The 23831-nt window shown below is 62.5% G+C and carries 22 protein-coding genes, 1 other RNA gene and 1 riboswitch; of the genes, 13 read left to right on the top strand and 10 right to left on the bottom strand.

The window, feature by feature from the left end:
- Window positions 1-30 precede the first annotated feature (30 nt).
- The 7 genes from C2L66_RS11960 to bla all read left to right on the top strand — a co-directional run bounded on the left by C2L66_RS11960 (window position 31) and on the right by bla (window position 7257).
- Window positions 31-1710, top strand: a complete 1680-nt coding sequence (locus tag C2L66_RS11960) for a nitrite/sulfite reductase (protein WP_060599953.1) — start codon at window positions 31-33, stop codon at window positions 1708-1710.
- A gap of 19 nt (window positions 1711-1729) precedes the next feature.
- Window positions 1730-2275 carry a DUF934 domain-containing protein gene (locus C2L66_RS11955; RefSeq protein WP_054928709.1) on the top strand — a complete coding sequence of 182 codons (546 nt, stop codon included), beginning with the start codon at window positions 1730-1732 and terminating at the stop codon, window positions 2273-2275.
- Window positions 2272-3015: a phosphoadenylyl-sulfate reductase gene (locus C2L66_RS11950; RefSeq protein ID WP_054928708.1), complete on the top strand. Its 744-nt coding sequence runs from the start codon at window positions 2272-2274 to the stop codon at window positions 3013-3015. Before C2L66_RS11955 ends, C2L66_RS11950 begins: the two co-directional genes overlap by 4 nt.
- A gap of 106 nt (window positions 3016-3121) precedes the next feature.
- Window positions 3122-4081 (top strand): sulfate adenylyltransferase subunit CysD, encoded by a 960-nt coding sequence (cysD, locus tag C2L66_RS11945; RefSeq protein WP_054928716.1) that lies wholly within the window; start codon window positions 3122-3124, stop codon window positions 4079-4081.
- A 19-nt stretch (window positions 4082-4100) separates the two neighbouring features.
- Window positions 4101-5414 carry a sulfate adenylyltransferase subunit 1 gene (locus tag C2L66_RS11940; protein WP_054928707.1) on the top strand — a complete coding sequence of 438 codons (1314 nt, stop codon included), beginning with the start codon at window positions 4101-4103 and terminating at the stop codon, window positions 5412-5414.
- A 28-nt stretch (window positions 5415-5442) separates the two neighbouring features.
- On the top strand, window positions 5443-6210 hold the full coding sequence (gene cobA / locus C2L66_RS11935; RefSeq protein ID WP_060602521.1) for a uroporphyrinogen-III C-methyltransferase: 768 nt from the start codon (window positions 5443-5445) through the stop codon (window positions 6208-6210).
- Window positions 6211-6348: 138 nt separating this feature from the next.
- Window positions 6349-7257 (top strand): class A beta-lactamase, encoded by a 909-nt coding sequence (gene bla, locus C2L66_RS11930; protein WP_060599955.1) that lies wholly within the window; start codon window positions 6349-6351, stop codon window positions 7255-7257.
- A 911-nt stretch (window positions 7258-8168) separates the two neighbouring features.
- Here the strand turns inward: bla and C2L66_RS11925 are convergent.
- Genes C2L66_RS11925 through lptF form a run of 3 tightly spaced genes read right to left on the bottom strand, consistent with a single transcriptional unit; the run spans window position 8169 to window position 10844 of the window.
- Window positions 8169-8549: a sirohydrochlorin chelatase gene (locus tag C2L66_RS11925; RefSeq protein ID WP_060599958.1), complete on the bottom strand. Its 381-nt coding sequence runs from the start codon at window positions 8547-8549 to the stop codon at window positions 8169-8171.
- Window positions 8550-8579: 30 nt separating this feature from the next.
- Window positions 8580-9728: an LPS export ABC transporter permease LptG gene (gene lptG / locus C2L66_RS11920; protein ID WP_060599960.1), complete on the bottom strand. Its 1149-nt coding sequence runs from the start codon at window positions 9726-9728 to the stop codon at window positions 8580-8582.
- A 3-nt stretch (window positions 9729-9731) separates the two neighbouring features.
- A complete protein-coding gene (gene lptF / locus C2L66_RS11915; RefSeq protein WP_054928704.1) occupies window positions 9732-10844 on the bottom strand; it encodes an LPS export ABC transporter permease LptF in 1113 nt (370 codons plus the stop codon).
- Window positions 10845-10980: 136 nt separating this feature from the next.
- On the opposite strand from lptF, the gene C2L66_RS11910 reads away from it, so the two are divergent.
- From C2L66_RS11910 to C2L66_RS11900, 3 genes are all read left to right on the top strand, one after another.
- The gene (locus C2L66_RS11910; RefSeq protein ID WP_054928703.1) at window positions 10981-12492 is read left to right on the top strand and encodes a leucyl aminopeptidase; all 1512 of its coding nucleotides are present in this window, start codon (window positions 10981-10983) and stop codon (window positions 12490-12492) included.
- 46 nt (window positions 12493-12538) lie between these two features.
- A complete protein-coding gene (locus tag C2L66_RS11905; protein ID WP_060599962.1) occupies window positions 12539-12955 on the top strand; it encodes a DNA polymerase III subunit chi in 417 nt (138 codons plus the stop codon).
- Between the two features lie 79 nt (window positions 12956-13034).
- On the top strand, window positions 13035-13721 hold the full coding sequence (locus C2L66_RS11900; protein ID WP_060599964.1) for a DUF2486 family protein: 687 nt from the start codon (window positions 13035-13037) through the stop codon (window positions 13719-13721).
- A 16-nt stretch (window positions 13722-13737) separates the two neighbouring features.
- Here the strand turns inward: C2L66_RS11900 and C2L66_RS11895 are convergent, their stop codons facing one another.
- Both C2L66_RS11895 and ilvD read right to left on the bottom strand, forming a co-directional pair.
- A complete protein-coding gene (locus tag C2L66_RS11895; protein WP_036003374.1) occupies window positions 13738-14061 on the bottom strand; it encodes a c-type cytochrome in 324 nt (107 codons plus the stop codon).
- A gap of 130 nt (window positions 14062-14191) precedes the next feature.
- Window positions 14192-15865, bottom strand: coding sequence for a dihydroxy-acid dehydratase (gene ilvD / locus C2L66_RS11890; RefSeq protein WP_054928699.1), 1674 nt, complete (start codon window positions 15863-15865; stop codon window positions 14192-14194).
- Between the two features lie 186 nt (window positions 15866-16051).
- On the opposite strand from ilvD, the gene C2L66_RS11885 reads away from it, so the two are divergent.
- Both C2L66_RS11885 and lgt read left to right on the top strand, forming a co-directional pair.
- Complete coding sequence (locus C2L66_RS11885) at window positions 16052-17038, top strand: LysR family transcriptional regulator (RefSeq protein ID WP_036003380.1); 987 nt, start codon at window positions 16052-16054, stop codon at window positions 17036-17038.
- Window positions 17039-17111: 73 nt separating this feature from the next.
- Entirely contained in the window at window positions 17112-18017 is a 906-nt protein-coding gene (gene lgt, locus C2L66_RS11880) for a prolipoprotein diacylglyceryl transferase (protein ID WP_054928697.1), read from the top strand.
- 825 nt (window positions 18018-18842) lie between these two features.
- Here lgt and C2L66_RS11875 read toward each other — a convergent pair.
- From C2L66_RS11875 to C2L66_RS11855, 5 genes are all read right to left on the bottom strand, one after another.
- On the bottom strand, window positions 18843-19580 hold the full coding sequence (locus C2L66_RS11875) for an SIMPL domain-containing protein (RefSeq protein ID WP_054929855.1): 738 nt from the start codon (window positions 19578-19580) through the stop codon (window positions 18843-18845).
- A gap of 174 nt (window positions 19581-19754) precedes the next feature.
- Window positions 19755-20225, bottom strand: a complete 471-nt coding sequence (locus C2L66_RS11870) for an EVE domain-containing protein (RefSeq protein WP_060602523.1) — start codon at window positions 20223-20225, stop codon at window positions 19755-19757.
- Window positions 20226-20362: 137 nt separating this feature from the next.
- Window positions 20363-20544: non-coding RNA, 6S RNA (ssrS, locus tag C2L66_RS11865), on the bottom strand.
- Between the two features lie 64 nt (window positions 20545-20608).
- On the bottom strand, window positions 20609-20926 hold the full coding sequence (locus C2L66_RS11860; RefSeq protein ID WP_036003393.1) for a cell division protein ZapA: 318 nt from the start codon (window positions 20924-20926) through the stop codon (window positions 20609-20611).
- Complete coding sequence (locus C2L66_RS11855) at window positions 20923-21285, bottom strand: hypothetical protein (protein ID WP_054929856.1); 363 nt, start codon at window positions 21283-21285, stop codon at window positions 20923-20925. Before C2L66_RS11855 ends, C2L66_RS11860 begins: the two co-directional genes overlap by 4 nt.
- A 220-nt stretch (window positions 21286-21505) precedes the next feature.
- Window positions 21506-21769, top strand: a riboswitch (cobalamin riboswitch).
- A gap of 64 nt (window positions 21770-21833) precedes the next feature.
- Here C2L66_RS11855 and C2L66_RS11850 point away from each other — a divergent pair.
- Complete coding sequence (locus C2L66_RS11850; RefSeq protein ID WP_060599965.1) at window positions 21834-23828, top strand: TonB-dependent receptor domain-containing protein; 1995 nt, start codon at window positions 21834-21836, stop codon at window positions 23826-23828.
- Window positions 23829-23831: the final 3 nt, after the last annotated feature.

The following is a 23831-nucleotide window of genomic DNA, read 5'->3' as shown; positions in this document are numbered from 1 at the left end:
TGTGAGACGAACAAACCCTGGGGTCCCCGAATGTACCAATACGATCAGTACGACCAGACCATCGTCGACGAACGCGTCGCGCAGTATGCCGACCAGGTTCGCCGCCGCCTGTCGGGCGAATTGAGCGAAGAAGAGTTCCGTCCGCTGCGCCTGCAGAACGGCCTGTACATGCAGCGTCACGCGTACATGCACCGCATCGCGATTCCGTACGGCAACCTGCGCAGCGACCAGTTGCGCATGCTCGCCACGATCGCACGCGAGCACGACCGCGGCTACGGCCATTTCTCGACGCGCTCGAACATCCAGTACAACTGGATCAAGCTCGAAGAAACGCCTGAAATCCTGCGCAAGCTCGCGTCCGTCCAGATGCACGGCATCCAGACGTCGGGCAACTGCATCCGCAACATCACGGCCGATCAGTTCGCGGGCGTCGCGCCCGACGAAATCGTCGATCCGCGTCCGTGGGCGGAAATCATGCGCCAATGGTCGACGTTCCACCCCGAATTCGCGTGGCTGCCCCGCAAGTTCAAGATTGCCGTGTCGGGTACGAAGGAAGACCGTGCAGCCGTGCAGATCCACGACCTGGGCGTCTATCTGAAGAAGAACGACGCGGGTGAAGTGGTCGCCAGCATCCTCGCGGGCGGCGGTCTGGGCCGCACCCCGATCATCGGCGCGATCATCAAGGAAGACCTGCCCTGGCAGCATCTGCTGACGTACTGCGAAGCCGTGCTGCGCGTGTACAACCGCTACGGCCGCCGCGATAACCTGTACAAGGCGCGTATCAAGATCCTCGTCAAGGCACTGTCGCCCGCGAAGTTCGCGCAACAGGTCGAGGAAGAATGGCAACACCTGAAGGACGGCCCGTCGACGCTGACGGAAACCGAAGTCGCGCGCGTCTCGCAATACTTCGAGCCGCCCGTGTATGAAAAGCTGCCGGACACGGACGCTTCGTTCGAGAAGCATCTGCTGGAAAGCAAGCCGTTCGCGCGCTGGGTCGAGCGCAATGTGCGCCCGCATCGCGTGTCGGGCTATTCGTCGGTGACGATCTCGCTCAAGCCGCGCGACATCGCGCCCGGCGACGCAACCGACAAACAGATGGACGCCGTCGCTGATTGGGCCGAGGAGTACTCGCTGGGCGAAATCCGCGTGTCGCACGAACAGAACCTGATTCTCGCGAACGTGAAGAAGCGCGATCTGTACGCGCTGTGGGAAAAGGCCAAGGCGCAAGGTTTCGCGACGCCGAACGTCGGCTTGCTGACCGACATCATCGCGTGTCCGGGCGGCGATTTCTGCTCGCTGGCGAATGCGAAGTCGATTCCGATTGCGCAAGCCATTCAGGAACGGTTCGACAACGCTGACTTCGTCTACGACCTCGGCGACCTGTCGCTGAACATCTCGGGCTGCATGAACTCGTGCGGTCATCACCACGTCGGCAACATCGGCGTGCTGGGCGTCGACAAGGACGGCTCCGAGTGGTACCAGGTGTCGCTCGGCGGCGAGCAGGGCACGGGTCATGACGGCGCGAAGCTCGGCCGCGTGATCGGCCCGTCGTTCTCGGCGGAAGAAATGCCGGACGTGGTGTCGAAGGTGATCGATACGTTCGTCGAAAACCGCATCGACGGCGAACGCTTCATCGACACGTACAACCGCATCGGACTCGTGCCGTTCAAGGAACGCGTGTACGCATCGCGTCAGCCGGCTCACGCGTAACGGGAACAAGGATTAGCAGATGGCATCGATTATCAAGGACCGCGCAATCGTCAACGACGACTTCACGGTGATCCGCGCAGCCGAAGACGGCGCGTTGCCCGCAGCCGGCGCTTTGCCCGCCGGCAAGGTCATCGTCCCGTTCGCGCTGTGGCAGGCGTCGCGCGACGAACTGACGGCGTCGCGCAGCGCGCAGGAAATCGGCGTGTGGCTCGCGCCTGACAGCGAACCCGCCGACATCGTCGCGGACTTCGACAAGATCGCGTTGATCGCGGTGGACTTTCCCGTGTTCCGCGACGGCCGCGGCTACAGCACGGCGCGCCTGTTGCGCGAGCGTTATGGCTACAAGGGCGAGATTCGCGCGATCGGCGACGTGCTGCGCGACCAGTTGCGCTTCTACGAACGTTGCGGCTTCAACGCGTACGCACTGCGCGAAGACAAGGACATCGAAGACGCGCTGAAGGCCTTCACCGAATTCACTGTCCAGTATCAGGGTGCGTTCGACGATCCTTCGCCACTCTTTCGCCATCGCGAAGCGGCTGCTGCCGCGCAGAAGGCGTCGGTATGACGAGCGCAACGGGCGTCACGGCTGAACTGCAAGCGAAGATCGAACGTCTGGACGCGCTGCTCGATTCGATCGCGCAGCGTCACGACAAGGTCAAGCTCGCGAGCAGCCTCGCGGCGGAAGACATGCTGCTGACGCATGCCATTTTGTCGCGTGGCGTGAAGATCGGCATTTTCTCGCTGAACACCGGTCGTCTGCATGCGGAAACGCTCGGCATGATCGACCGCGTGCGCGAGCGTTACGGCTATGAGATCGAGCAGTTTCATCCGCAGGCGGATGCCGTCGACGAATACGTCGCGCAGCACGGCCTGAATGCGTTCTACGAAAGCATCGATCTGCGCAAGCGCTGCTGCGAGATCCGCAAGGTCGAGCCGCTGAACCGCGCGCTGTCGGAAGTCGGCGCGTGGGTGACGGGCCAGCGGCGCGAGCAGTCGGTGACGCGCGCGGAACTGCACGAGGAAGAGCAGGACCACGCTCGCAATATCGGCAAGTACAATCCGCTCGCCGACTGGACGGAAGCGGATGTGTGGGCTTACCTGAAGGCGTTCGACGTGCCCGTGAATCCGCTGCATGCACGCGGCTATCCGAGCATCGGCTGCGAGCCGTGTACGCGCGCCGTGCGCCCGGGCGAAGACAGCCGGGCAGGGCGCTGGTGGTGGGAGTCGCGCGATACGAAGGAATGCGGGCTCCACATCACGACGATCCCGGTCACGGTGATTAGCGAGAACGCCTCCGTCCAATGAGCCGCAACGCGACGGAAGCTGAAGCAGATTTCGATTGAATCTTCTCGTGTCGCACACATCTGGTGAGAACACGATCATGCGACACGAACCAACGAAGGACCTGAACATGAGCACGACGCTCGATTCCACTGTCAACCCGCTGAACGTCACGGCGAACCGGATGGACCACCTCGACTGGCTCGAGGCAGAGTCGATTCACATCCTGCGCGAACTCGTTGCCGAATGCAGCAAGCCGGCGCTGCTGTTCTCGGGCGGCAAGGATTCCGTCGTCGTGCTGGCGCTCGCGTTGAAGGCGTTCGGCCTCGGCGCGAACCGCAAGACGCAGCTGCCGTTCCCGCTGGTGCACATTGACACCGGCCACAACTACGACGAAGTGATCGACTTCCGCGACCGCCGCGCGAAGGAAATCGGCGCGGAACTGGTGGTCGGCCACGTCGAAGATTCGATCAGGAAGGGCACCGTGCGTCTGCGCCGCGAGACGGATTCGCGCAACGCCGCGCAAGCCGTCACGCTGCTGGAAACGATCGAGCAATACGGCTACACGGCAATGATCGGCGGCGCGCGCCGCGATGAAGAAAAGGCGCGCGCGAAAGAACGCATCTTCTCGTTCCGCGACGAGTTCGGCCAGTGGGACCCGAAGGCGCAGCGCCCGGAACTGTGGAGCCTGTATAACGCGCGTCTGCATCAAGGCGAGCATCTGCGCGTGTTTCCGATCTCGAACTGGACGGAACTCGACGTGTGGCAATACATCGCTCGCGAGAACCTCGAACTGCCGTCCATCTATTACGCGCACAAGCGCGAGATCGTGCGCCGCAACGGCCTGCTCGTGCCCGTGACGCCGCTTACGCCGATCCGCGAAGGCGAGTCGAGCGAAGAGGCGGTGGTGCGTTTCCGTACCGTGGGCGACATCAGTTGCACGTGCCCCGTTGAAAGCGATGCGGACGATCTGGAAAAGATCATCGCCGAAACGGCCGTGACGGAAATCACGGAACGCGGCGCGACGCGCATGGACGACCAGACGTCGGAAGCGGCGATGGAAACGCGCAAGAAACAAGGTTATTTCTAAGGCACGGGGTAAGAAGATTATGAGCATTCATCAACCTGAAGACCTCGGCGTGCTTCGTTTCATCACGGCTGGCAGCGTCGACGACGGCAAGAGCACGTTGATCGGCCGCCTGCTGTACGACAGCAAGGCTGTGCTGTCGGATCAACTGTCGGCGCTCTCGCGTGCGAAGAACAAGCGCACGGTCGGCGACGAAATCGATCTGTCGCTGCTGACGGACGGCCTCGAAGCCGAACGCGAGCAGGGCATCACGATCGACGTGGCATACCGCTACTTCGCGACGGCGAAGCGCAAGTTCATCATCGCCGACACGCCCGGCCACGAGCAGTACACGCGCAACATGGTGACGGGCGCCTCGACGGCGCACGCCGCGATCATTCTCGTCGACGCCACGCGCGTCACGTTCGAGAACGGCGTCGCGCAATTGCTGCCGCAGACCAAGCGCCACAGCGCGATCGTCAAGCTGCTCGGCCTGCAGCACGCGATCGTCGCGATCAACAAGATGGACCTCGTCGACTACAGCGAAGCGCGTTTCAACGAAATCCGCGACGCGTATGTCACGCTGGCGCGCCAGCTCGGCCTTGCCGATGTGCGCTTCGTGCCCGTGTCGGCGCTGAAGGGCGACAACATCGTGACGGCGAGCGAGCGCATGCCGTGGTATGCGGGCGAGCCGCTGCTCGACGTGCTCGAAGCGCTGCCCGTCGAACTGCCGACGCATCAGGCGCTGCGTTTCCCGGTGCAATGGGTCGCGCGTCAGGACGGCAGCCAGGCCGACGATTTCCGCGGCTACATGGGTCGCGTCGAATCGGGCGAAGTGAAGCTCGGCGATTCGATCGTCGTGCTGCCGGCGAACCGTCAGGCGACCGTCGCTGAGATCATCGCGCCCGTGCCGGGTGGCACGGCGCAAGTGGACCGCGCGTTCGCGGGCCAGACGGTGACGATCCGTCTGGCTGAAGACGTCGACGTGTCGCGCGGCGATACGTTCGTGCTGGCAACGGGTGTCGTGCAACCGGCGAAGAAGCTCGAAGCGGACCTGTGCTGGTTCGACGACACGCCGCTGTCGACGGCCCGCAAGTATCTGCTGAAGCAGACCACGAGCACGGTGTTCGCGCGCATCGGCGGCATCCAGCAGGTGCTCGACGTGCACACGCTGTCGCATGCGACGGACCGTCACGAACTGGCGATGAACGATATCGGCCGCGTGTCGCTGACGCTGCAAAAGCCGATCGTCGCCGACGATTACGACACGCATCCGGGCACGGGCGCTTTCGTGCTGATCGACGAAGCAACGCATCACACGGTCGCGGCCGGCATGATTCGTTCTTTCTCCGCTTGAAGCAGAAAGCGGACGGAGCGTGAGCGAAATGGGTAAGGTGTATCTGATCGGCGCCGGGCCAGGCGCTGCCGACCTGATCACGGTTCGCGGCGCGCGGTTGCTGGGGCTCGCCGATGTCGTGCTGCACGATGCGCTCGTCGAGCCGGCGATGCTCGATTACGCACCGCGGGCGCGCAAGATCGCGGTGGGCAAGCGTTGTGGGCAGCGCTCGACGGCGCAGCACTTCATCAACAAGCAGATCGTCGATGCCGCGCGCCAGCATGGTGTCGTCGTGCGGTTGAAGGGTGGCGATCCGATGCTGTTTGGTCGCGCCGATGAAGAGATGCGTGCGCTGGAGGCGGCCGGCATCGAGTATGAAGTCGTGCCGGGCATCACGGCGGCGTTGGCGAGTGCGGCGTCGCTGCGACGTTCTTTGACGCTGCGCGGCGTGTCGCGCAGTGTGGCGCTCGCGACGCACAGCCGCGCACCGGATTCCGCCGAGATTCGCGAGCAGGTGAACGCGGATTCGCTGGTGTTTTACATGGGCCGCGACAGCGCGCCCGAGATCGCGCAGCAACTGATCGACGCGGGCCGTCCGGGTTCGACGCCGGTGGCGATTGTCGAGGCATGCTCGACGCCGCGCGAGCGCATGTTGACGCTGACGCTCGATGGACTTGCGGCTGGCGATGCGCAATTGTGGCTCGACGCGTCACAGCCTTCGCTGCTGATGATTGGCGACGCGTTTGCCGAGCGGGTTGCGTGCAGCGATCCTGAGTCGGCTGTGGAGCAAGGTCAGCCAGTTTTGCGGGTCGCTTAAGTTTCTATCTCTGCTGTTTTCTATTGATCGGCCGCATTCGCGTGAGTGAATGCGGCCGATTGTCTTTTCCGCGCGTCATCGAGTCAGGCACGTGCGTTGCGTTAAGATTTCCTTTCGCTTTGCATTCGTACTGGACTCATGCCTTTTTCTTCTTTGCGTCGTTCTTTACTGATTGCGCTTGCGGCCGTTCCCGTGATCGGCGTGCGTGCGCAGCCGGCTTCTTCTGTGTCGATCAATCTCGCTGCGCGCGAGCGGTTCGAAAAACTGGAAGCGTCGAGCGGTGGCCGCCTTGGTGTGGCTGCGCTCAATACGGCGGATGGGTCGTATGTCGGCTATCGCGAGTCGGAGCGCTTTCCGATGTGCAGCACGTTCAAGCTGCTTGTCGTTGCGCTGGTTTTGAAGCGCAGCATGGCCGAGCGTGGTTTGCTCGATGAGCGTGTTCGATACGGTGACGCGGATCTCGTCGCTAACTCGCCTGTTACGAAGCGGCGCGTGGGCGAGGGCATGACGATCGGCGAACTGAGTGCCGCGGCGCTGCAGCACAGCGATAACACGGCAGCTAACTTGTTGCTGACGGCTGTTGGTGGGCCGGAAGTGTTGAACCAGTTCGCGCTTTCGATTGGGGATGAGTGGTTTGATTTGTTGCGCGGGGAGCCGGAGGTTAATGCATCCGTGCCCGGCGACATGCGGGATACCACGACGCCGCGGGCGATGATGCTCGATGTGCAGAAGCTTTTGCTCGCGGATGATGTGCTGGGGCCGCAGCAGCGGGCGCTGTTGAAGGCGTGGATGCTGGGTAATGTTACTGGCGCGGCCAGGATTCGGGCTGCTGTGTCCGGTTCTGGTTCTCGTTCTGGTTGGCTGGTCGCCGACAAGACAGGGAGCGGGGATTACGGCACGGCTAATGATGTGGCTGTGGTGTATCCGCCTTCGGCGGCGCCTTTTGTTATCGCTGTCTATTTCACTGGCGTGATGCCGAAGGAGACGCTGCCGCGGGATGAGGTTGTTGTTGAGGCTGCGAGGATCGTGTTTGATGTGATGAAGTGATTTTTTTTTGTCTGCGACGCTTTGGGTGGGTTGGCTTTTTTGCGCTGGGATTCGCGGCTTGGTGGCGTGCTTCGGGCGTTGTCTCTGTGCGTTTGGCTTTTCGCTGGCATCCGCGAATTGGCTTTTCGCTGGCATCCGCGTTACGTTAGCGTGCTTCAGGCGTCGCCCCTGTGCGGGGCGGCACCTACTTTTCTTTGCCGCCGCAAAGAAAAGTAGGCAAAAGAAAGCGGCTCACACCGCCAATTCTTGACGTTTTCCCACGGGCCCCCAACGTCCCCACCCTTCACACGCCAGCGCCCTTGCACGTGCGCGTTGCCAGCGCGCTGAATGCGCGCCTCACCCACTTCAAACACCCGTACATGAGCCGGCGTCAGCGAATGGTATGTGCCGCCTAGGTGGCAAACTGTGTGTAGGTTGTCGCGTCGTATAGGGTAGCGCTCTTACAGGGTGGGAGGCGTGCGATATCGGTCCGGAGTGAAGCGTGCGAAGCACTATGGCCTACACACAGTTTGCCACCTGGGCGGCAGTGGACTGTCTGGCATGGCGTGCTGTGACGCGGGTATATGAAGCGGGTGAGGCGTACGGAGAGGGCGTTGGCAACGCAGGTGAACAGGTGCGCTGCCGTGTGAAGGATGGGGACGTTGGGGGCCCGTGGATAAGAACAAGAGCTGGCGGTGTGAGCCGCTTTCTTTTGCCTACTTTTCTTTGCGGCGGCAAAGAAAAGTAGGTGCCGCCCCGCACAGGGGCGACGCGTGAAGCGAGCTAACGTAACGCGGATGCCAGCGCAAAGGCAAACACCCAAACGCGAACGCATGAAGCCCGAGGACAAATCGCGGAGGCCAGCGAAGAAACAGACCCCACCCAACGTCGCCAGACAAAAAGCAAAACCAAAACCAAAACCAAAACCAACCTCAAACCAAAGCCTGCCGCAGGCAATAGATAGCAATCGCCTCAATCACTTCGGCATCCTCGCCAACAGCCGTACTACAACGAATCTCAACAGAAGGATTCGCGCTGCGGCACTGATCAAGAATCACCGGCAGATCACGCCGAACATGCCCACCTTGCCCAAAAAAAACCGGCACAACGCTGACAACGGCAGCACCTGCTGCGACCTGAGCAGCCACAGCCTCAGGCAAACCAGGCGTCATAAGCTCAAGAAACGCCAACGAAACCGGCCCAGCGGCCTCCCCGCGCAACTCAAGCAACCGGGCGCGCAGCCGCTCGAAAGGCTCGGCCCAGCGAGGATCTCTCGCGCCATGCGCAAACAGCACCACGCCATGAGATCCCATATCGCCTCGTAGAGAACAAATAAAAAACGCCTAATGCCTGTCGACCCACTTGAGCCCGACGAGCCCAAGCACGAGATAGATCAACCCCGGCGTCGCCGCCGTCAACGGCGCTGGCCACGTATTCAGATTGCCGATGTGCGAGAACAGCGTATTGAACAGCTGAAAGCTCATCCCCAGCATGATCCCGCCGAACACCTTCACCCCAACCACGCCCGCGCGCGTGTGCAGGTAAGCAAACGGCAGCGACAGCACCAGCATCACGAACACCGCGAACGGATACAACACCTTGCGCCACAGCGCGATCTCGTACCGTTGCGTGTCCTGATGGTTCTCGGTCAAGTGCTGGATATAACGGAACAGATTGAACATCGACATCCGCTCCGGCGCAACCAGCAGCACCGACAGAATCTGCGGCGTCAATTCCGAGCGCAGCGAGTATTCAGGCAACGTCACCTGCTTCGCGCGATACACCGGGTTCAACGCATCGGCGGGCTTGCTGGAGTCCTGCGCGACGTCGATCAGTTGCGTGTCCGTGACGTCCGTCAGCAGCCAGTGGCCGGGCGGCTGATACTTGCCCGACTTCGCGATGCGCACGTTCGACAGACGGAACTTCGAGTCGAACTCGTAGATGCGCACGTTCGAGATAGTCGCGTCCGGCTGCAACTGCCCGACGTTCACGAAGCGCGTCACCTGTTCGCCGTCGGCACGCGCCGTCAGCGTGTCCTTCACCCAGACGCCCGACTCGAAATTGCTCGACACCGACGACCCGAGCGCCTCCAGACGCACCCGCTCCGACAACTGATCCGTGTACGGCCCGACCACTTCGCCAATGATGTACGTGAGGAACACCAGCGGGATACCGATCTTCAGCAGCGAGCGCAGCGCCTGGTTGGTGGCGAGACCGGACACGCGGAAAATCGTGTACTCGGAATTCGCCGCCATCTGCGCGAACACGTAGATCGCGCTGATCAACGCCGCAACGGGAATGATTTCGTAGAAACGCGACGGCGTTTGCAGCGCGACGCGCAGCACCGCGTACTGGAACTTGTAGTTGCCGTGGCCGACCGAGTTCAGTTCGTTGATCAGGTCGAAGAAGAAGAACAGACCCGAGAACGCGAACAGAATGAAGATGAACGTGAGGTAAACCTGACGCGCGAAATACTTTTCATAGATGCGCATTGGTCACGCTCCCTGCGCCGGACGGCTCGACGACCGGCTGAACGTCGCCCGCGTGAAGAGCGGCCGGTTGCGCACCCGCAGCCAGAAAATGAACGCGACGACCAGCGCTACCACGACATGCAACCCCACGAGCCCCACGCCGAACGACATCTTGCCTTGCTCGATCCACGACTGCACGACGTTCAGCAGGTTCGAGTACGTCAGATAGATCAGCACGGCCATCACGAGATTAATCGTGCGGCTGCGGCGCGGATTCTGGTGCGCGAGCGGGATGGCGAGCAGCATCAGGTTGATCGCGATCAAGGGCAGGCCCGCGCGCCATGCGAATTCAGCCAGATTCTGGCGGGTCGGGTCGCGGAACAGGTCGAGCGTCGGCGTGCCCGTCGTGGTGGGCGTATTGACGACCGGCTGGCTCTGGATCTTCACGCCATAGCGCTCGAACTCCATGATGCGGAAGTCGGGATGGCCCGGCTCGCCGTCATAGCGGCGGCCGTTTTCGAGCACGACGAAGCGGTCGCCGTTCTTATGCGTTTCCGTGTGGCCGTTCTTCGACACGACCACGTTCACCTTGCCGCCCTCGGTGCTCGTGACGAATACGTTTTCGACGTGACCCTGATCGGGCGACATCTTCTCGATGAAGAACACGCGATGGCTCGTAGCCGATTCGCGGAACTGGCCCGGCGCGAGCAGCGAGACCTCGTCGCGCTGCTGGAAGCGCGCGCGGATCAGCTTGCTCTGCTGGTTCGACCACGGCCAGCCGACGAACACGAAGAAGGCAATCAGAATGATGATGGGCGTCGCGAACAGGCCGATCGGCTTGATGAAGCGTGTGAGGCTGACGCCCGAGGCGAGCCACACGACCATTTCGGAATCCTTGTACCAGCGCGTGAGCACGAACAGGATCGACACGAACAGCGTCGCGACCAGCATGATCGCGAGGTAGCCGATGACCGTCAGACCGATCAGCACGAGCACGTCGCGCGGGTCGATTTCACCGGACGCCGCGAAGCCGACGATGCGGATCATCATCGTCGTCAGGACCAGCGTGAGCAGAACCATGAACACGGCGCCAGCCGTATACGCCAGTTCGCGCTGGAGAGAGCGTTCAAAAATCATGGTTGATGAGGAGAGGGCGCGCTCCGACAGGCAGTGGGGTTGAGCCCCGTCACGCCTTCGTGCAGCCGCCGCGGGAAAAATAGCGGATAATTGCGGCTTTCATCCTAAGCCCAGATTTTATCCGAGGACAAGCGCGATGGACTTTAGCATAAAAGCCTGTGATTGGAGCAAAGGCTCGACCAACGGGTTCCTTACCGGAAAATCGGATTGCATCGTGATCGGCGTGTTCGAGTCGCAGACGCTGTCGGGCGCGGCGCTGGAAATCGACGCGGCCACCAAGGGTCTGCTCACGCGCATCATCAAGGCGGGCGACATGGACGGCAAGACGGGCAGCACGGTGTTCCTGCATGAAGTGCAGGGCATCGGCGCGTCGCGCGTGCTGCTGGTCGGTCTCGGCAAGCAGGACGCGTTCACCCAGAAGGTCTATGGCGACGCCGTGCGCGCCGCGTGGCGCGCTATCCTCGGCACGAAGATCACCCAGGTCACGTTCACGCTCGCTCAGGCGCCTGTCAAGGAACGCTCGTCGGACTGGGCCGTGCGCGCCGCCATTCTGGCACTGCGCGAACTGACTTACCGGTTCACGCAGATGAAGAGCAAGCCGGACAACAGCACGCGCGCGCTCAAGCGTATCGTGTTCAGCGTCGACGCAGCTGACGAGAAGCTCGCGAAGGTAGCCCTCAAGCAGGGCGTCGCGCTGTCGAACGGCATGGATCTGACGAAGGACCTCGGCAACCTGCCGGGCAACGTCTGCACGCCGACCTATCTGGCCACGACCGCGAAGAAGCTCGCGAAAGACTGGAAGCTGAAGGTCGAAGTGCTCGGCCAGAAGCAGCTCGAAGCACTCAAGATGGGTTCGTTCCTGTCGGTCACCAAAGGCTCCGTCGAGCCGCCGCAGTTCATCGTTCTCCAGTATCAGGGCGGCTCCGCGAAGGCCGCGCCCGTCGTGCTGGTCGGCAAGGGCATCACGTTCGACACGGGCGGCATTTCGCTCAAGCCCGGCGACAGCATGGACGAGATGAAGTACGACATGTGCGGCGCGGGCTCCGTGCTCGGCACGCTGCGCGCCGTCGCAGAAATGGGCCTGAAGCTGAACGTGGTCGGCATCATTCCGACCTGCGAAAACATGCCGGCCGGCAACGCGACCAAGCCGGGCGACATCGTCACCAGCATGAAGGGCCTGACAATCGAAGTGCTGAACACGGACGCGGAAGGCCGCCTGATCCTGTGCGACGCGCTCACGTATGCCGAACGCTTCAAGCCGGCCGCCGTGATCGACATCGCGACGCTGACGGGCGCCTGCATCATTGCGCTCGGTCATCACAACAGCGGCCTGTTCTCGAAAGACGACGCGCTTGCGGGCGAACTGCTCGACGCATCGAAGGAAGCCTCCGACCCGGCATGGCGCCTGCCGCTCGACGACGAGTATCAGGATCAGCTGAAGTCGAACTTCGCCGATCTCGCGAACATCGGCGGACGTCCGGCGGGCAGCGTGACGGCAGCGTGCTTCCTGTCGCGCTTCACGGAAGCGTATCCGTGGGCTCACCTCGACATCGCGGGCACCGCATGGAAGAGCGGTGCAGCAAAGGGCGCGACGGGCCGTCCCGTGCCGTTGCTGTCGCAGTTCCTGATCGACCGCGCTGCACAATGACGTGTAGCAGTCCGATCGCGCATCAAGCAGCGAAGCAGGATCGCCGATGACACGCATCGACTTTCATTCGAACGTCGGCGATTCGCTGCAGTATGCTTGCCGTCTCGTGCGCAAGGCGTATCAGGCCGGCCAGCCGCTCGTCGTGCTGGCCGAACCGCCGCGCCTGCGCGCGTTCGACGAGCAGTTGTGGACCTTCTCGCCGCTCGACTTCATCCCGCACTGCCTCGCGGTGAGCCCGCTTGCGGCGCAAACGCCCGTCGTGCTGACGTCGTCGCTCGACGACGCGCCGCATCATCAGATACTGTTGAATCTGGGCGCGACGGTGCCGTCGCAGTTCGCGCGCTTCGAGCGCCTGCTGGAAATCGTCGGCAACGCGCCCGACGAACTCGCCGCGGGGCGCGAGCGCTATCGCTTCTACCGCGATCGCGGCTATGCTCTGAATAACTACAAGCAGGGCGCCTGACGGGTTCTGTCCGCTCGATGCGCGGTGTTGTCCGATTTGCGCAGAACCGGCTCGTCCGATCTTTAAAGGGAGTGCTTTCGTGTCCCAATCTTCCGACCCTTCCGACTCTTCCGATCAAGACATCCCCACTCTCACCGATGTGATGGAGACGGGCCACGAGCCGCATGCGAAGGCGAAGCGGCCGAAGCGCAGCAGCGCGCACGCCCATGAAGGCGCGCATGCGCGCAGGCATGGAACGGCGCACGGCGCGCAGCATGACGCGAGCCATGATGCGCCTCACGAGGCGAAGCAACAGCCAGCCGCGCACGCGGAGCCGCAAACGCCGTCTGTCCATGCTGACGACGACGTGCCCGTTCTCGATTCCATCTACGAATCTCCGCGTACGCCGATGCGCGAGCCCGCGCAGTTCGTGCCGGGTGAAGCGGAGTTCACATCGGGTTCGGCTGCCGAGCACTATGTCGCGCCGTCCGTGCCGGATGCGCTGACGACGCCCGTGGAGCACGCACCTGCGCCGACGCCTGCGGCGAGGTCCGACTACGATGCCGACGTGTTGGCCGAGCGTTTGCGCGGCCGTTTCGCGACCTATCTGAAAGGCGATGGCCGCAATCTGATCGAGGCGCGCTGCCGCGATGCATTCCAGGATCACACGACCTGGCTCGTCAATCAGATCACGCGCGAGGTTGCGCTCGCGCTGGAAACGGAAATGCTCAGTTGGGTGCGCGAGGCGATCCGCGAAGAACTCGGCAATTCGACCACCAGCAAATAAGCAGTGGCTGCGTGCGTTACTTGAGCGTCAGGATCCAGCTTGCCAGCGACACGGCTTCGTCCTGCGTGACCTGCGTGTTGGCAGGCATCGGCACGGGTCCCCACACGCCTGCGCTGCCTTCCATGATCTTGCGCGTGAGGTAGACCACGGCATCGCTGCGCGTCGCGTATTTAGCGGCGACATCGTGCAGCGGAGGTCCCATGAATTGCCGCGTGACCGAATGGCAGCTCATGCAGTTCTGCTTTTGCGCGAGTGCGAGGCCCGGAGCTTGCGCGCGCGCCGTGCCGGTGAATGCCAAAGTGCCTGCCAGCACGAGTGCCGCATACGACTTCGATTTCATTATGGTCTCCGCCGGTGACTCAGCCCGGCTCGTGGTGGACGCATTATAAGAGCAAAGGGGCACACGGAGAGCCGTGTGCCCCTTTGCCCGTCGAAGCGTTGTTTGCGTCACCCTGCGATGCCGCGCCGCGTCAGTCCGTGACAGCGCCCTTGTTGGCCGGCTTCACGAGCGCCGCGAACTTGGCCAGCACGCCGCGCGTGTAACGCGGCGCGGGCTGCTTCCATGCGCCGCGGCGGCGTTGCAGTTCGGCGTCGTCGACATTCAGTTGCAACAGCAGCTTGTGCGCATCGATCGTGATCGAGTCGCCTTCCTGCACGAGCGCGATCGTGCCGCCGGCGAACGCTTCCGGCGCGACGTGACCCACGACCATGCCCCACGTGCCGCCCGAGAAGCGGCCGTCGGTGATGAGACCGACCGATTCGCCAAGCCCCTTGCCGATGATCGCAGACGTCGGCGCGAGCATCTCCGGCATGCCCGGACCGCCTCGCGGGCCGAGATAGCGCAGCACGACGACGTCGCCTGCCTTGATCTTGTCGGCGAGGATCGCATCCATTGCGCTTTGCTCGTCGTCGAACACGCGCGCCGGGCCCGTGATGACCGGATTCTTCAGGCCTGTGATCTTCGCGACGGCGCCGTCTTCGGCGAGGTTGCCCTTGAGGATCGCGAGATGGCCTTCGTCGTAGAGCGCCTTGTCGAGCGGATAGATCACTTTCTGGTCCGCGCGCGGCTTGCTGGGCACGTCCTTCAGTTCTTCAGCGATGGTCTTGCCCGTGATGGTCACGCAGTCGCCGTGCAACAGGCCTGCATCGAGCAGCAGCTTCAACACTTGCGGGATGCCGCCGGCCTGGTGCAGATCGGTAGCGACGTACTTGCCCGACGGCTTAAGGTCGCAGATCACGGGCACTTTCTTGCGCATCCGCTCGAAGTCGTCGATCGTCCATTCGACTTCCGCCGCGTGCGCGATGGCCAGATAGTGCAGCACGGCATTCGTCGAGCCGCCCGTCGCCATGATCAGCGCGACGGCGTTTTCGATCGACTTCTTCGTGATGATGTCGCGCGGCTTGAGATCCTTCTTCACGGCCTCGACCAGCACGCGCGCCGATTCCGCTGCCGAATCCACTTTTTCCTGATCGGGGTTCGCCATCGTCGACGAATACATCAGCGACATGCCGAGTGCCTCGAACGACGAGCTCATCGTGTTGGCCGTGTACATCCCGCCGCACGAGCCCGTGGTCGGGCAGGCATTCTGTTCGACCCCTTCGAAATCTTCCTGCGACATGCGGCCCGCCGTGAACTCGCCGACGGCCTCGAACGACGACACGATGGTCAGGTCCGCGCCTTTCCACTTGCCCGGCTTGATGGTGCCGCCGTACACGTAAATGCCCGGCACGTTCATCCGCGCGAGGCCGATCATGCCGCCCGGCATGTTCTTGTCACAGCCGCCGATCACGACGACGCCGTCCATCCACTGGCCTTGCACGCAGGTCTCGATGCAGTCGGCGATCACTTCGCGCGACACCAGCGAGTACTTCATGCCCTCCGTGCCCATCGACATGCCGTCCGAGATGGTCGGCGTGCCGAAGGTCTGCGGATTCGCGTCGGAGCGCCTGACGGCTTCGACGGCGGCGTCGGTGAGGCGTTGCAGGCCGGCGTTGCACGGCGTGATGGTCGAGTGGCCGTTGGCGATGCCGATCATCGGCTTGTCGAAGTCGTCCTTCTGGTAGCCGAGCGCGTAATACATCGAGCGGTTCGGCGAACGCGCGACGCCTTGCGTGATGTTCTTCGAACGACGGTTGTACGGCATGGGGAGCTCCATCCAGTTGTTTTGATGTGCGCGCCAATCGGCTCGCTTCCCGCTTGCGGCGCAACGGCCTGGGCGGTTCCAGCGCGGGTTCTTTAGTCTAGTTCGGGCGCGTTGGGCAAGAATGGAGTTTCTGCAAAAGAATGTCCAATATATTATTCAGCGTCGTTTAGGTCGTAAAATATATCAATGAGCCTGCCTGCCGTCCCTGATCTGCGCCAGTTGCGCTATTTCGTGACCGTCGCCGAAGAGAAGCACTTCGGCCGCGCGGCGGCGCGGCTGTCGATGACGCAGCCGCCGCTGTCGCAGGCAATCCGCGCGCTCGAAGACACGCTGGGCGTCGAACTGTTTGCGCGCACCAAACGCTCGGTCGAGCTGACGTCGGTCGGCGCGGATCTGCTGCCCGAGGTGCGGCGGCTGCTCGCGGGTGCGGAGGGGCTGCGGCCATTGGCGCAGAGTCTTGCGCGCGGCGAGGCGGGGGTGCTGTCGCTGGCGTTCGTGTCGACGGCGGATTACGGGCTATTGCCGCCGCTGTTGCGCGAGTTCGGCGCGCGCCATCCGCGCGTGCGGCTCGAACTGCTCGAGGCGACCAGCGACGTGCAGATCGACGAGCTGGTCGCGGGGCGTGTCGATGCGGGACTGGTCATCGGGCCGCTGCCGCCGCGCTACGCGTCGCAGCTGTCGTGGCTGCCGCTGGCGCGCGAGCCGCTGGTGATCGCGATGTCGACGGAGATGGCGGCGCGTATCGAGTTCGATGCAGAGCTCGATGCTGCGGGCGATGGAGCCAGCGGGGCGGGCGCGGCCGAATGGCGCGACGAGCCGTTGAGCCTTGCGCAAGCGGGCGATGCGCCGCTGGTCGTTTTCCCAAGGCGTCTGGCGCCAGGCTTTTATGACATGATTATGGATTGCTACGGCGCGGCCGGTCTCACGCCGCACATCGGCCAGGAGGCGATCCAGATGCAGACGATCGTGAGCCTGGTGTCTGCGGGCATGGGTGTCGCGCTGGTGCCGCAATCGTTGCGTAACCTGCGGCGCACGGGCGTCGTGTATCGTCCGTTGCGTGAGGCGGTGCCCGCCGTCGTCACCGGGCTGGTGTGGCGCACGGCGGAAGTGAGCCCTGTGCTCGCCGGTTTCATCGACATCGTGCGCGCTCACGCCGATGTGCTTGCCGGCTAGCGGCGAACCCTTTGTGGCGCGGCGCGTCCAATGCGCTTGAGTTTCCAGATTACCGAACCCCTATAACGATACGATGCACATTCACCCGAATTTCGATCCCATCGCCATTCATCTCGGGCCGCTGGCCGTCCGCTGGTATGGCCTGATGTACCTGGTCGCCTTTGTCATGGCGATCGTCGTGGGCCGGTTGCGGCTGCGTCTGCCGCATGTCGCGGCACAGGGCTGGACCCCGAAGGATATCGACGACATGCTGTTTTACGGCGTGCTCGGCACGATACTCGGCGGACGTCTGGGTTATGTGCTGTTCTATAAGGCGAGCTGGTACTTCGCGCATCCTCTCGACATCTTCAAGGTTTGGGAAGGGGGCATGTCGTTCCATGGCGGATTTCTCGGCGTGACGCTCGCGATGGTGTTGTTTGCGTGGCAGCGTAAGCGTACGTGGCTGCAGGTGACCGATTTCGTCGCGCCGATGGTGCCGACTGGTCTTGCGGCGGGGCGGCTTGGTAACTTTATCAATGGTGAGTTGTGGGGGCGGGTGACGTCGCCCGATGCGCCTTGGGCGATGCTGTTTCCCGGTGCCGCGAATGAAGACGCCGGGTGGCTGGCGGCGCATCCGGTGCAGGCCGCGCAGTGGCATCTCGGTGAGGTGTTTGCGCAATATCATATGTTGCCGCGGCATCCGTCGCAGTTGTATGAGATCGCGCTTGAGGGTGTCGTGCTGTTTCTTGTGCTGTGGTTTTTTACGCGGAAGCCGCGGCCTGTTGGGGCTGCTTCGGCTGTGTTTTTGATTGGCTATGGGCTTGCACGTTTCACGGTTGAATTTGCGCGTGAGCCGGATGACTTTCTTGGGCTGCTGGCGTTGGGGCTGTCTATGGGACAGTGGCTGTCGCTGCCGATGGTTATTGCCGGGGTGTTGATGCTGGTGTGGGCTTATCGGCGGAATGCGCGTGAGGCGGCGCGGGCTGTTAATGCGGGGTAAGGGTTGGTTTTTGTCTGCGACGCTGGTGGGGTGGTTTTGATTTTGCTGGCATTTTCGCGATTGGTCTTTGCGCTTCGCTGGTCGGGGTGTTGGCCTTTGCTTTCGCTGGCATCCGCGTTACGTTATCGTGATTCAGGCGTCGCCCCTGTGCGGGGCGGCACCTACTTTTCTTTGCCGCCGCAAAGAAAAGTAGGCAAAAGAAAGCGGCTCACACCGCCAGCCCGTGTTCTTATCCACGGGCCCCCAACGTCCCCACGCTTCACTCGGCAACCGCATGACTCATGCTCGTTGCCAGCGCACTTGCGGTGCTCATCACCCGCTTCACGCCCCCGCGTTACAGCATGCCGTGCCACATATTCCACGGCCGCCCAGGTGGCAAACTGTGTGTAGGTTGTCGCGTCGCATAGGGTAGCGCTCTTACAGGGTGGGAGGCGTGCGATATCGGTCCGGAGTGAAGCGTGCGAGGCACTACGGCCTACACACAGTTTGCCACCTGGGCGGCGCATACCATTCGCTGCCGCTTGGCCGGGTAGGGGTATTTGAAGTGGGTGAGGCGTTGATTCGAAGCGTTGGCAACGAGCATCACCCGGGGCACTGCCGTGTGAAGGGTGGGGACGTTGGGGGCCCGTGGATAAGAAGATGGGCTGGCGGTGTGAGCCGCTTTCTTTTGCCTACTTTTCTTTGCGGCGGCAAAGAAAAGTAGGTGCCGCCCCGCACAGGGGCGACGCGTGAAGCACGCTAACGTAACGCGGATGCCAGCGAAAAGCCAATTCGCGAATGCCAGCAAAATCAGAACCACCCCACCAGCGTCGCAGACACAAAAAATCACTTCATCTGCACAGACCCTGAAACATTAACAGTCACGGTGGACGTCCCACCTTCAACCGGCACAGGCGCCGCCGCCTTAGCACTAACATCCGACCGCATGCTCATCATCATGACAGGCCGCGGCGGCACGCCGCCACTATGCCCGACATTCACTTCACGAATCGTATAACCGCTATACCCGAATGCCTGCGCAGCCGCACCAGCCTGCTGCTTGAACGATGCAATCGCCTGTCCCGTCAACTTCTGCCCGGCAGCGCGCTCAGCCTCCGGCGACAGTGAAAACTGCACATTCCCAACCTGCATGATCGAAGACAATTGCCCCGCAAGCTTCGACGCCGCCGCGAAGTCGTGCGACTCCAGCACGATCTCCGTGCGGCCCCGCCACGCCGAAATGCGCCCGTCGCGATCGGTCGACGGATAGATCGAGAACGACCCGGTGCGCGCCGTCACGCCGCTCACGCCCTTGGCCTTCTGCAACGCCTGGTCAGCATGCTGGTTCAACGTGCCCGTCAGCGACGACGGATCGCTGGCCTCCTGTTCGTAAAACAGCGTGATATCGACAACGTCCTGCGGTATATCGGCGCTCGCCTGCGCGTTCAGCGACAGCACGCCGGCCGGCTGGTACTGCTGCACAACGGTTTGCGCATTGGCCGCGACGGACGTGAGCGCAAGTGCAACAGGCGCCGCGCACGCGCCGGCCGCGAGCGCCCACACGAGCGCAGATTTTCTGGTCATTCTTCGACTCCTTTGTTGAGCAGGTTGTGCATGCATGCGTCGAGGTCCGCGTCGCCGGACGCAGTGGCGCGGCGCGCGTGGCATGACGCTTGCGAGGCGGTTAGGCGTCTGAAAGGGGCGTCTGGTTCCCGAGTGAATGCTCGAATCTCACGCGAACGCCTGTTCACCACGCATTCATGCAGCGCGCTTTGCAAGCTGCTTCGTGATGAACGCCCATTCCGCCTCCGTGACGGGCGTGATCGACAGACGGTTGCCCTTCGCGAGCACGCGCATGTCGGCAAGCTCGGGATGCTCGCGCAACGCCGCCAGCGCAATCAGCTTGATCTTCTTCTTGAATACGACGTCGACGAGCGTCCAGCGCGGCGTTTCCTGCGTCGATTTCTCGTCGTAATAGGGACTCTTCGGATCGAACTGGGTCGGGTCGGGATAGGGCGTCGACGATACTTCCGCGATGCCCGCAATGCCCGGCTCAGGGCAACTGGAGTGGTAGAACAGCACGCCGTCGCCAATCTTCATGACGTTGCGCATGAAGTTGCGCGCCTGATAATTGCGCACGCCCGTCCAGGGCAGCGTGCGTTGCGGGGCATTCGCGAGATCGTCGATGCTCGCTTCGTCCGGTTCGGACTTCATCAGCCAGTAGCGCATGAGTCGGATTGAACGTGAGATAAAAGGAAGGTCTTCGTCGAACTGCTTCAAACGGCTTGCAACGCGGAGCGCGCCAATCTGCACAAAGCGCGCGCCCAAAGAAAAACGGCACCGGACAAAGTCCGATGCCGTTCGTATGGGTCCCCGCCTTAGCCGCTAGGCCGGCATCCTGAACCTGAGGTTCAGAATTGGTCGCAGTTAGCAGCACTTCGGGTACATCAGACAGAGTGACGCGCACACCCGTGCTACAAATTTCCGCAACCGTGCACATAGCATTGGTTCAAGGAATATATGACCTTGGCGAACCAGGCAGGGAAGCTTTAAAACGTTTGCTCTACAACATGAGCCCGACCGCGAAACAATCAAGCCCACCAGAATTTTCTTTACTGCACGCTGCTGTACTGTTGAATCACAGTGCCCAGCTGCTCATTCATCTGGTGCATTGTACGCCGGATTTCTTCGGCGGGAAATGATTCTCCGTGTCGCACGCTGGCTTGCAACCTAAGCAGTTCCGATGCCAGCGACAATGCCGCCATCACCGCGATACGGTCCTGGCCGCGTACGTTGCTGTTGGAGCGGATCTTCGACATCTCGGCGTCGACGCGCGCCACCGCTTCGAGCAGCGCCGCTTCCGTTTCAGGCGAGCAGGCGAGACGATAGGGCTGGCCGAGGATCGACACTTCGATCTGCTTCGTGGTCATGCGTTTTCTCCGTGGCGGGTCGCGTCGTTGTTCGCGTCGTGATTGGCCTGCACCTGCTGCTCGGGCGCGAGGAGATCGAGTTGATTGTCGGGCTCATGACCGCGAGCGCGCGGCAGCTTCTCGAGGATGGCGTTCAGACGCACCTGGGCGTCGTCGATCTTCGCGGACAGCGCATCGCGCTCCGCTTGCAATGCGGCGCGTTCTTCGCGGGTCTGTTCGAGTTCTACGCGGGTCGCTTCGCATTCGGCGCGCGCTTGTGCGAGCTGTTCTTCGAGTGCGAGGCGCGCTTCGTTGTAGCGTTGGCTGATCTCGATCAGCCGGCCGATGTTCTGTGACAGTGTTTCGAGTTCGGTGAGCATGTGCTGCGTCCTCTAAAGACATGGCATTCTAGCGCGGAATGTCGCACGCTCGGGCATTTGTCTCGTTTCGAGACGTAACAGTAGCGCTTTAATGCCGCATTATCCAGGTGTGTCGTCGCGATTCACGCATTTTTACCCTTAAAAAAGGACTCTTTCTAACAGTCCACCCTCGTCGTCCCTGCGCCGTCCCCGCGTTTCTTGACGCGTGTGTGCGCCACTTCTAAACTTGCGGCACTCTGGTGCCCGCGCGCGGTATCGCGCCGCGCGCAGTTAAACGGGAAGCAGGGAGCGAAGTCCGCCCGGACGAGCCAACCTGCGCTGTCCTCGCAACGGTACAACGACCGCAGTTCCTGCAGGTCGACCCATGCACGCGTCGAGCCATCCATGAGAGCCGATGCCGTGCGAAGCGCCACTGCGCATGCTGCGTGGGAAGGCGGGTCGGCCAGTCGTCAGCCCGGATACCGGCCGGAGGCAAGGAGCGTGTTGCTCCTTGTACAGGCATCGGCCCACGAGGAGCGGGCCGCGCACAGGCCCACAGGACTCTTTCGATGCTCACCTCCGTGTTTGTCCACCCGGCGTATCTGCGCCAGGTGTTTCCGCGCCCGCTGTGCCCACACTTCACACGCGCGCCGCTTGCTGCGCTCGCCGTGATCGCCTTCGCTTCAGTCCCGCTCGCCGCAGGCGCGCAGACGGTCGACGAGGCGAACCCATCCGCCACATCCACGGATCGATCGGACAATGGCTCGACGGGTTCTGCGGTGGCCGCGTCGTCATCCACTAACCCGGCGACGTTGTCGCCCATCGTGGTGACAGCCGACCGTCGCGCGCAGCGCCTCGCCGACGCGATTCCGCAGACCACGCTGTTCGACGCGCAGGACATCGCGGACAGCAGCGCGCGCGATTTGCCGGGACTGCTGCAGTTCGCGCCCGGCGCGCAGATCGTGCGAAACGGCGGACCAGGCGCGACGTCGAGTCTCTTTCTGCGCGGCGCGTCGGCGACGCAATCGCTCGTGCTGATCGACGGCGTGCGCGTCGATTCGGTGAGCCAGGGCAACGCGCAGCTCGAACAGATTCCGCTCGACCAGATCGATCACGTCGAAGTGGTCAACGGCAACGTGTCGGCGCTGTACGGGTCGGGTGCGATCGGCGGCGTAGTACAGGTGTTCACGAAGGACGGCGGCAATCATCCGCCGCGTTTTCACTTCGACGTCGAGTACGGCAGCTATCACACGCAACGCCAGGCGGCGGGCGTCGACGGTGCACTCGACAAGGACGGCCGCACGACCTTCAGCGTCACGCTCGCGCGCGCGAAGACGGACGGTTTTTCGTCGATCGACCCGGCGCTCGCGCCCGTCAATCCGAACGCAAACGGTTACTTCAACGAGAGCGTGAGCGCGTCGCTGCGCCACAAGCTCGACGACCAGTGGGACATCGGCCTGCGCTATTTTCAGTCGAACGGCAACGACAGCTTCGACAATCCCTTCGGTCTGCCCACCGATCTCAACAATCTGCACAGCAAGGTGCAGACGGCGTCAACCTTCGCGAACGGCAAGCTCACCGACTGGTGGACCACGCGCTTCGTCGTCGCGACAGGCAACGATCGCAGCAACACGTCGCTCAACGGCGACTACCTATACCGCTACGATTCGGACAACCGGCAGTACACGTGGCAAAACGATTTCACGCTTGGGCGCGATCAAAAGCTTCAACTGGGCTACGAGCATCTCGACCAGACGCTCGACTCGAATCAGTACAGCGCGCCCGCGCGTCACGTGAACTCGGTATTCGCGGGCTACACGGGGCGCTTCGGCAACAGCCAGGTCCAGGCGAACCTGCGGCGCGACCAGTACTCGGATTTCGGCGGAGCCAACAGTTACTATCTGGGCTATGGCTACGACTTCAACGAGCACTGGAAGGTGACTGCAAGCTGGTCCGATGCGTTTCGCGCGCCGAGCTTCAACGATCTGTACTACCCGTACAGCGGCAATCCGCTCATTCAACCGGAGCACAGCCATTCCGTCGAAGCTGCACTACAGTACGCATCCGACGCGCTCGGCCTGCTGAAGCTCACGGCATTCCAGACGCGCTATACGAACCTCATCGACTATGTGCAGACCACGCCGGGCATCTACGTCGCGGAGAACGTGGGACATGCGAAAGTGCAGGGTATCGAAGGATCGTGGCAGGGCCATGTGGGCAAAACCGACGTGCGCGCGGCCGTGACGTTCCAGAATCCCGTCGATGAAGACACGCATACCGACCTGAACCGTCGCGCGCGTCATTTCGCGTCGTTCGCCGCGAACCGCAATCTCGGCAGTTGGCGGGTGGGCGGCGAATGGCTCGTGAGCGGCGAGCGCGACGACGGCGGCACGGTGCTCGGCGGGTATGGCATCGTGAACCTGTCCGCGCGCTATAACATCACGAAGTCATGGTACGTGGCCGCGCAAATCCAGAATCTCTTCGACAAGGACTATGAACTCGCCTACACGTACAACACGCCAAGGCGCGGCGCCTCCCTCACGCTCGGCTGGCAGCAGCAATAACGC

It is taken from the genome of Paraburkholderia caribensis (genome assembly GCF_002902945.1).
Lineage (GTDB): Bacteria > Pseudomonadota > Gammaproteobacteria > Burkholderiales > Burkholderiaceae > Paraburkholderia > Paraburkholderia caribensis.
This window is presented reverse-complemented; position numbering and strand designations above follow the sequence as displayed.

Bases quoted from the DNA above. Each gene is read 5' to 3' on its own strand.
- C2L66_RS11905 (WP_060599962.1), top strand. From the start codon at position 12,539: ATGACACGCATCGACTTTCATTCGAACGTCGGCGATTCGCTGCAGTAT.
- lptG (WP_060599960.1), bottom strand. From the start codon at position 9,728: ATGCGCATCTATGAAAAGTATTTCGCGCGTCAGGTTTACCTCACGTTC.
- C2L66_RS11940 (WP_054928707.1), top strand. From the start codon at position 4,101: ATGAGCATTCATCAACCTGAAGACCTCGGCGTGCTTCGTTTCATCACG.
- C2L66_RS11925 (WP_060599958.1), bottom strand. From the start codon at position 8,549: ATGGGATCTCATGGCGTGGTGCTGTTTGCGCATGGCGCGAGAGATCCT.
- C2L66_RS11910 (WP_054928703.1), top strand. From the start codon at position 10,981: ATGGACTTTAGCATAAAAGCCTGTGATTGGAGCAAAGGCTCGACCAAC.
- C2L66_RS11950 (WP_054928708.1), top strand. From the start codon at position 2,272: ATGACGAGCGCAACGGGCGTCACGGCTGAACTGCAAGCGAAGATCGAA.
- cobA (WP_060602521.1), top strand. From the start codon at position 5,443: ATGGGTAAGGTGTATCTGATCGGCGCCGGGCCAGGCGCTGCCGACCTG.
- C2L66_RS11895 (WP_036003374.1), bottom strand. From the start codon at position 14,061: ATGAAATCGAAGTCGTATGCGGCACTCGTGCTGGCAGGCACTTTGGCA.
- C2L66_RS11885 (WP_036003380.1), top strand. From the start codon at position 16,052: ATGAGCCTGCCTGCCGTCCCTGATCTGCGCCAGTTGCGCTATTTCGTG.
- C2L66_RS11875 (WP_054929855.1), bottom strand. From the start codon at position 19,580: ATGACCAGAAAATCTGCGCTCGTGTGGGCGCTCGCGGCCGGCGCGTGC.
- cysD (WP_054928716.1), top strand. From the start codon at position 3,122: ATGAGCACGACGCTCGATTCCACTGTCAACCCGCTGAACGTCACGGCG.
- C2L66_RS11855 (WP_054929856.1), bottom strand. From the start codon at position 21,285: ATGCTCACCGAACTCGAAACACTGTCACAGAACATCGGCCGGCTGATC.
- C2L66_RS11870 (WP_060602523.1), bottom strand. From the start codon at position 20,225: ATGCGCTACTGGCTGATGAAGTCCGAACCGGACGAAGCGAGCATCGAC.
- C2L66_RS11850 (WP_060599965.1), top strand. From the start codon at position 21,834: ATGCTCACCTCCGTGTTTGTCCACCCGGCGTATCTGCGCCAGGTGTTT.
- C2L66_RS11955 (WP_054928709.1), top strand. From the start codon at position 1,730: ATGGCATCGATTATCAAGGACCGCGCAATCGTCAACGACGACTTCACG.
- C2L66_RS11960 (WP_060599953.1), top strand. From the start codon at position 31: ATGTACCAATACGATCAGTACGACCAGACCATCGTCGACGAACGCGTC.
- lptF (WP_054928704.1), bottom strand. From the start codon at position 10,844: ATGATTTTTGAACGCTCTCTCCAGCGCGAACTGGCGTATACGGCTGGC.
- ilvD (WP_054928699.1), bottom strand. From the start codon at position 15,865: ATGCCGTACAACCGTCGTTCGAAGAACATCACGCAAGGCGTCGCGCGT.
- lgt (WP_054928697.1), top strand. From the start codon at position 17,112: ATGCACATTCACCCGAATTTCGATCCCATCGCCATTCATCTCGGGCCG.
- C2L66_RS11860 (WP_036003393.1), bottom strand. From the start codon at position 20,926: ATGACCACGAAGCAGATCGAAGTGTCGATCCTCGGCCAGCCCTATCGT.
- bla (WP_060599955.1), top strand. From the start codon at position 6,349: ATGCCTTTTTCTTCTTTGCGTCGTTCTTTACTGATTGCGCTTGCGGCC.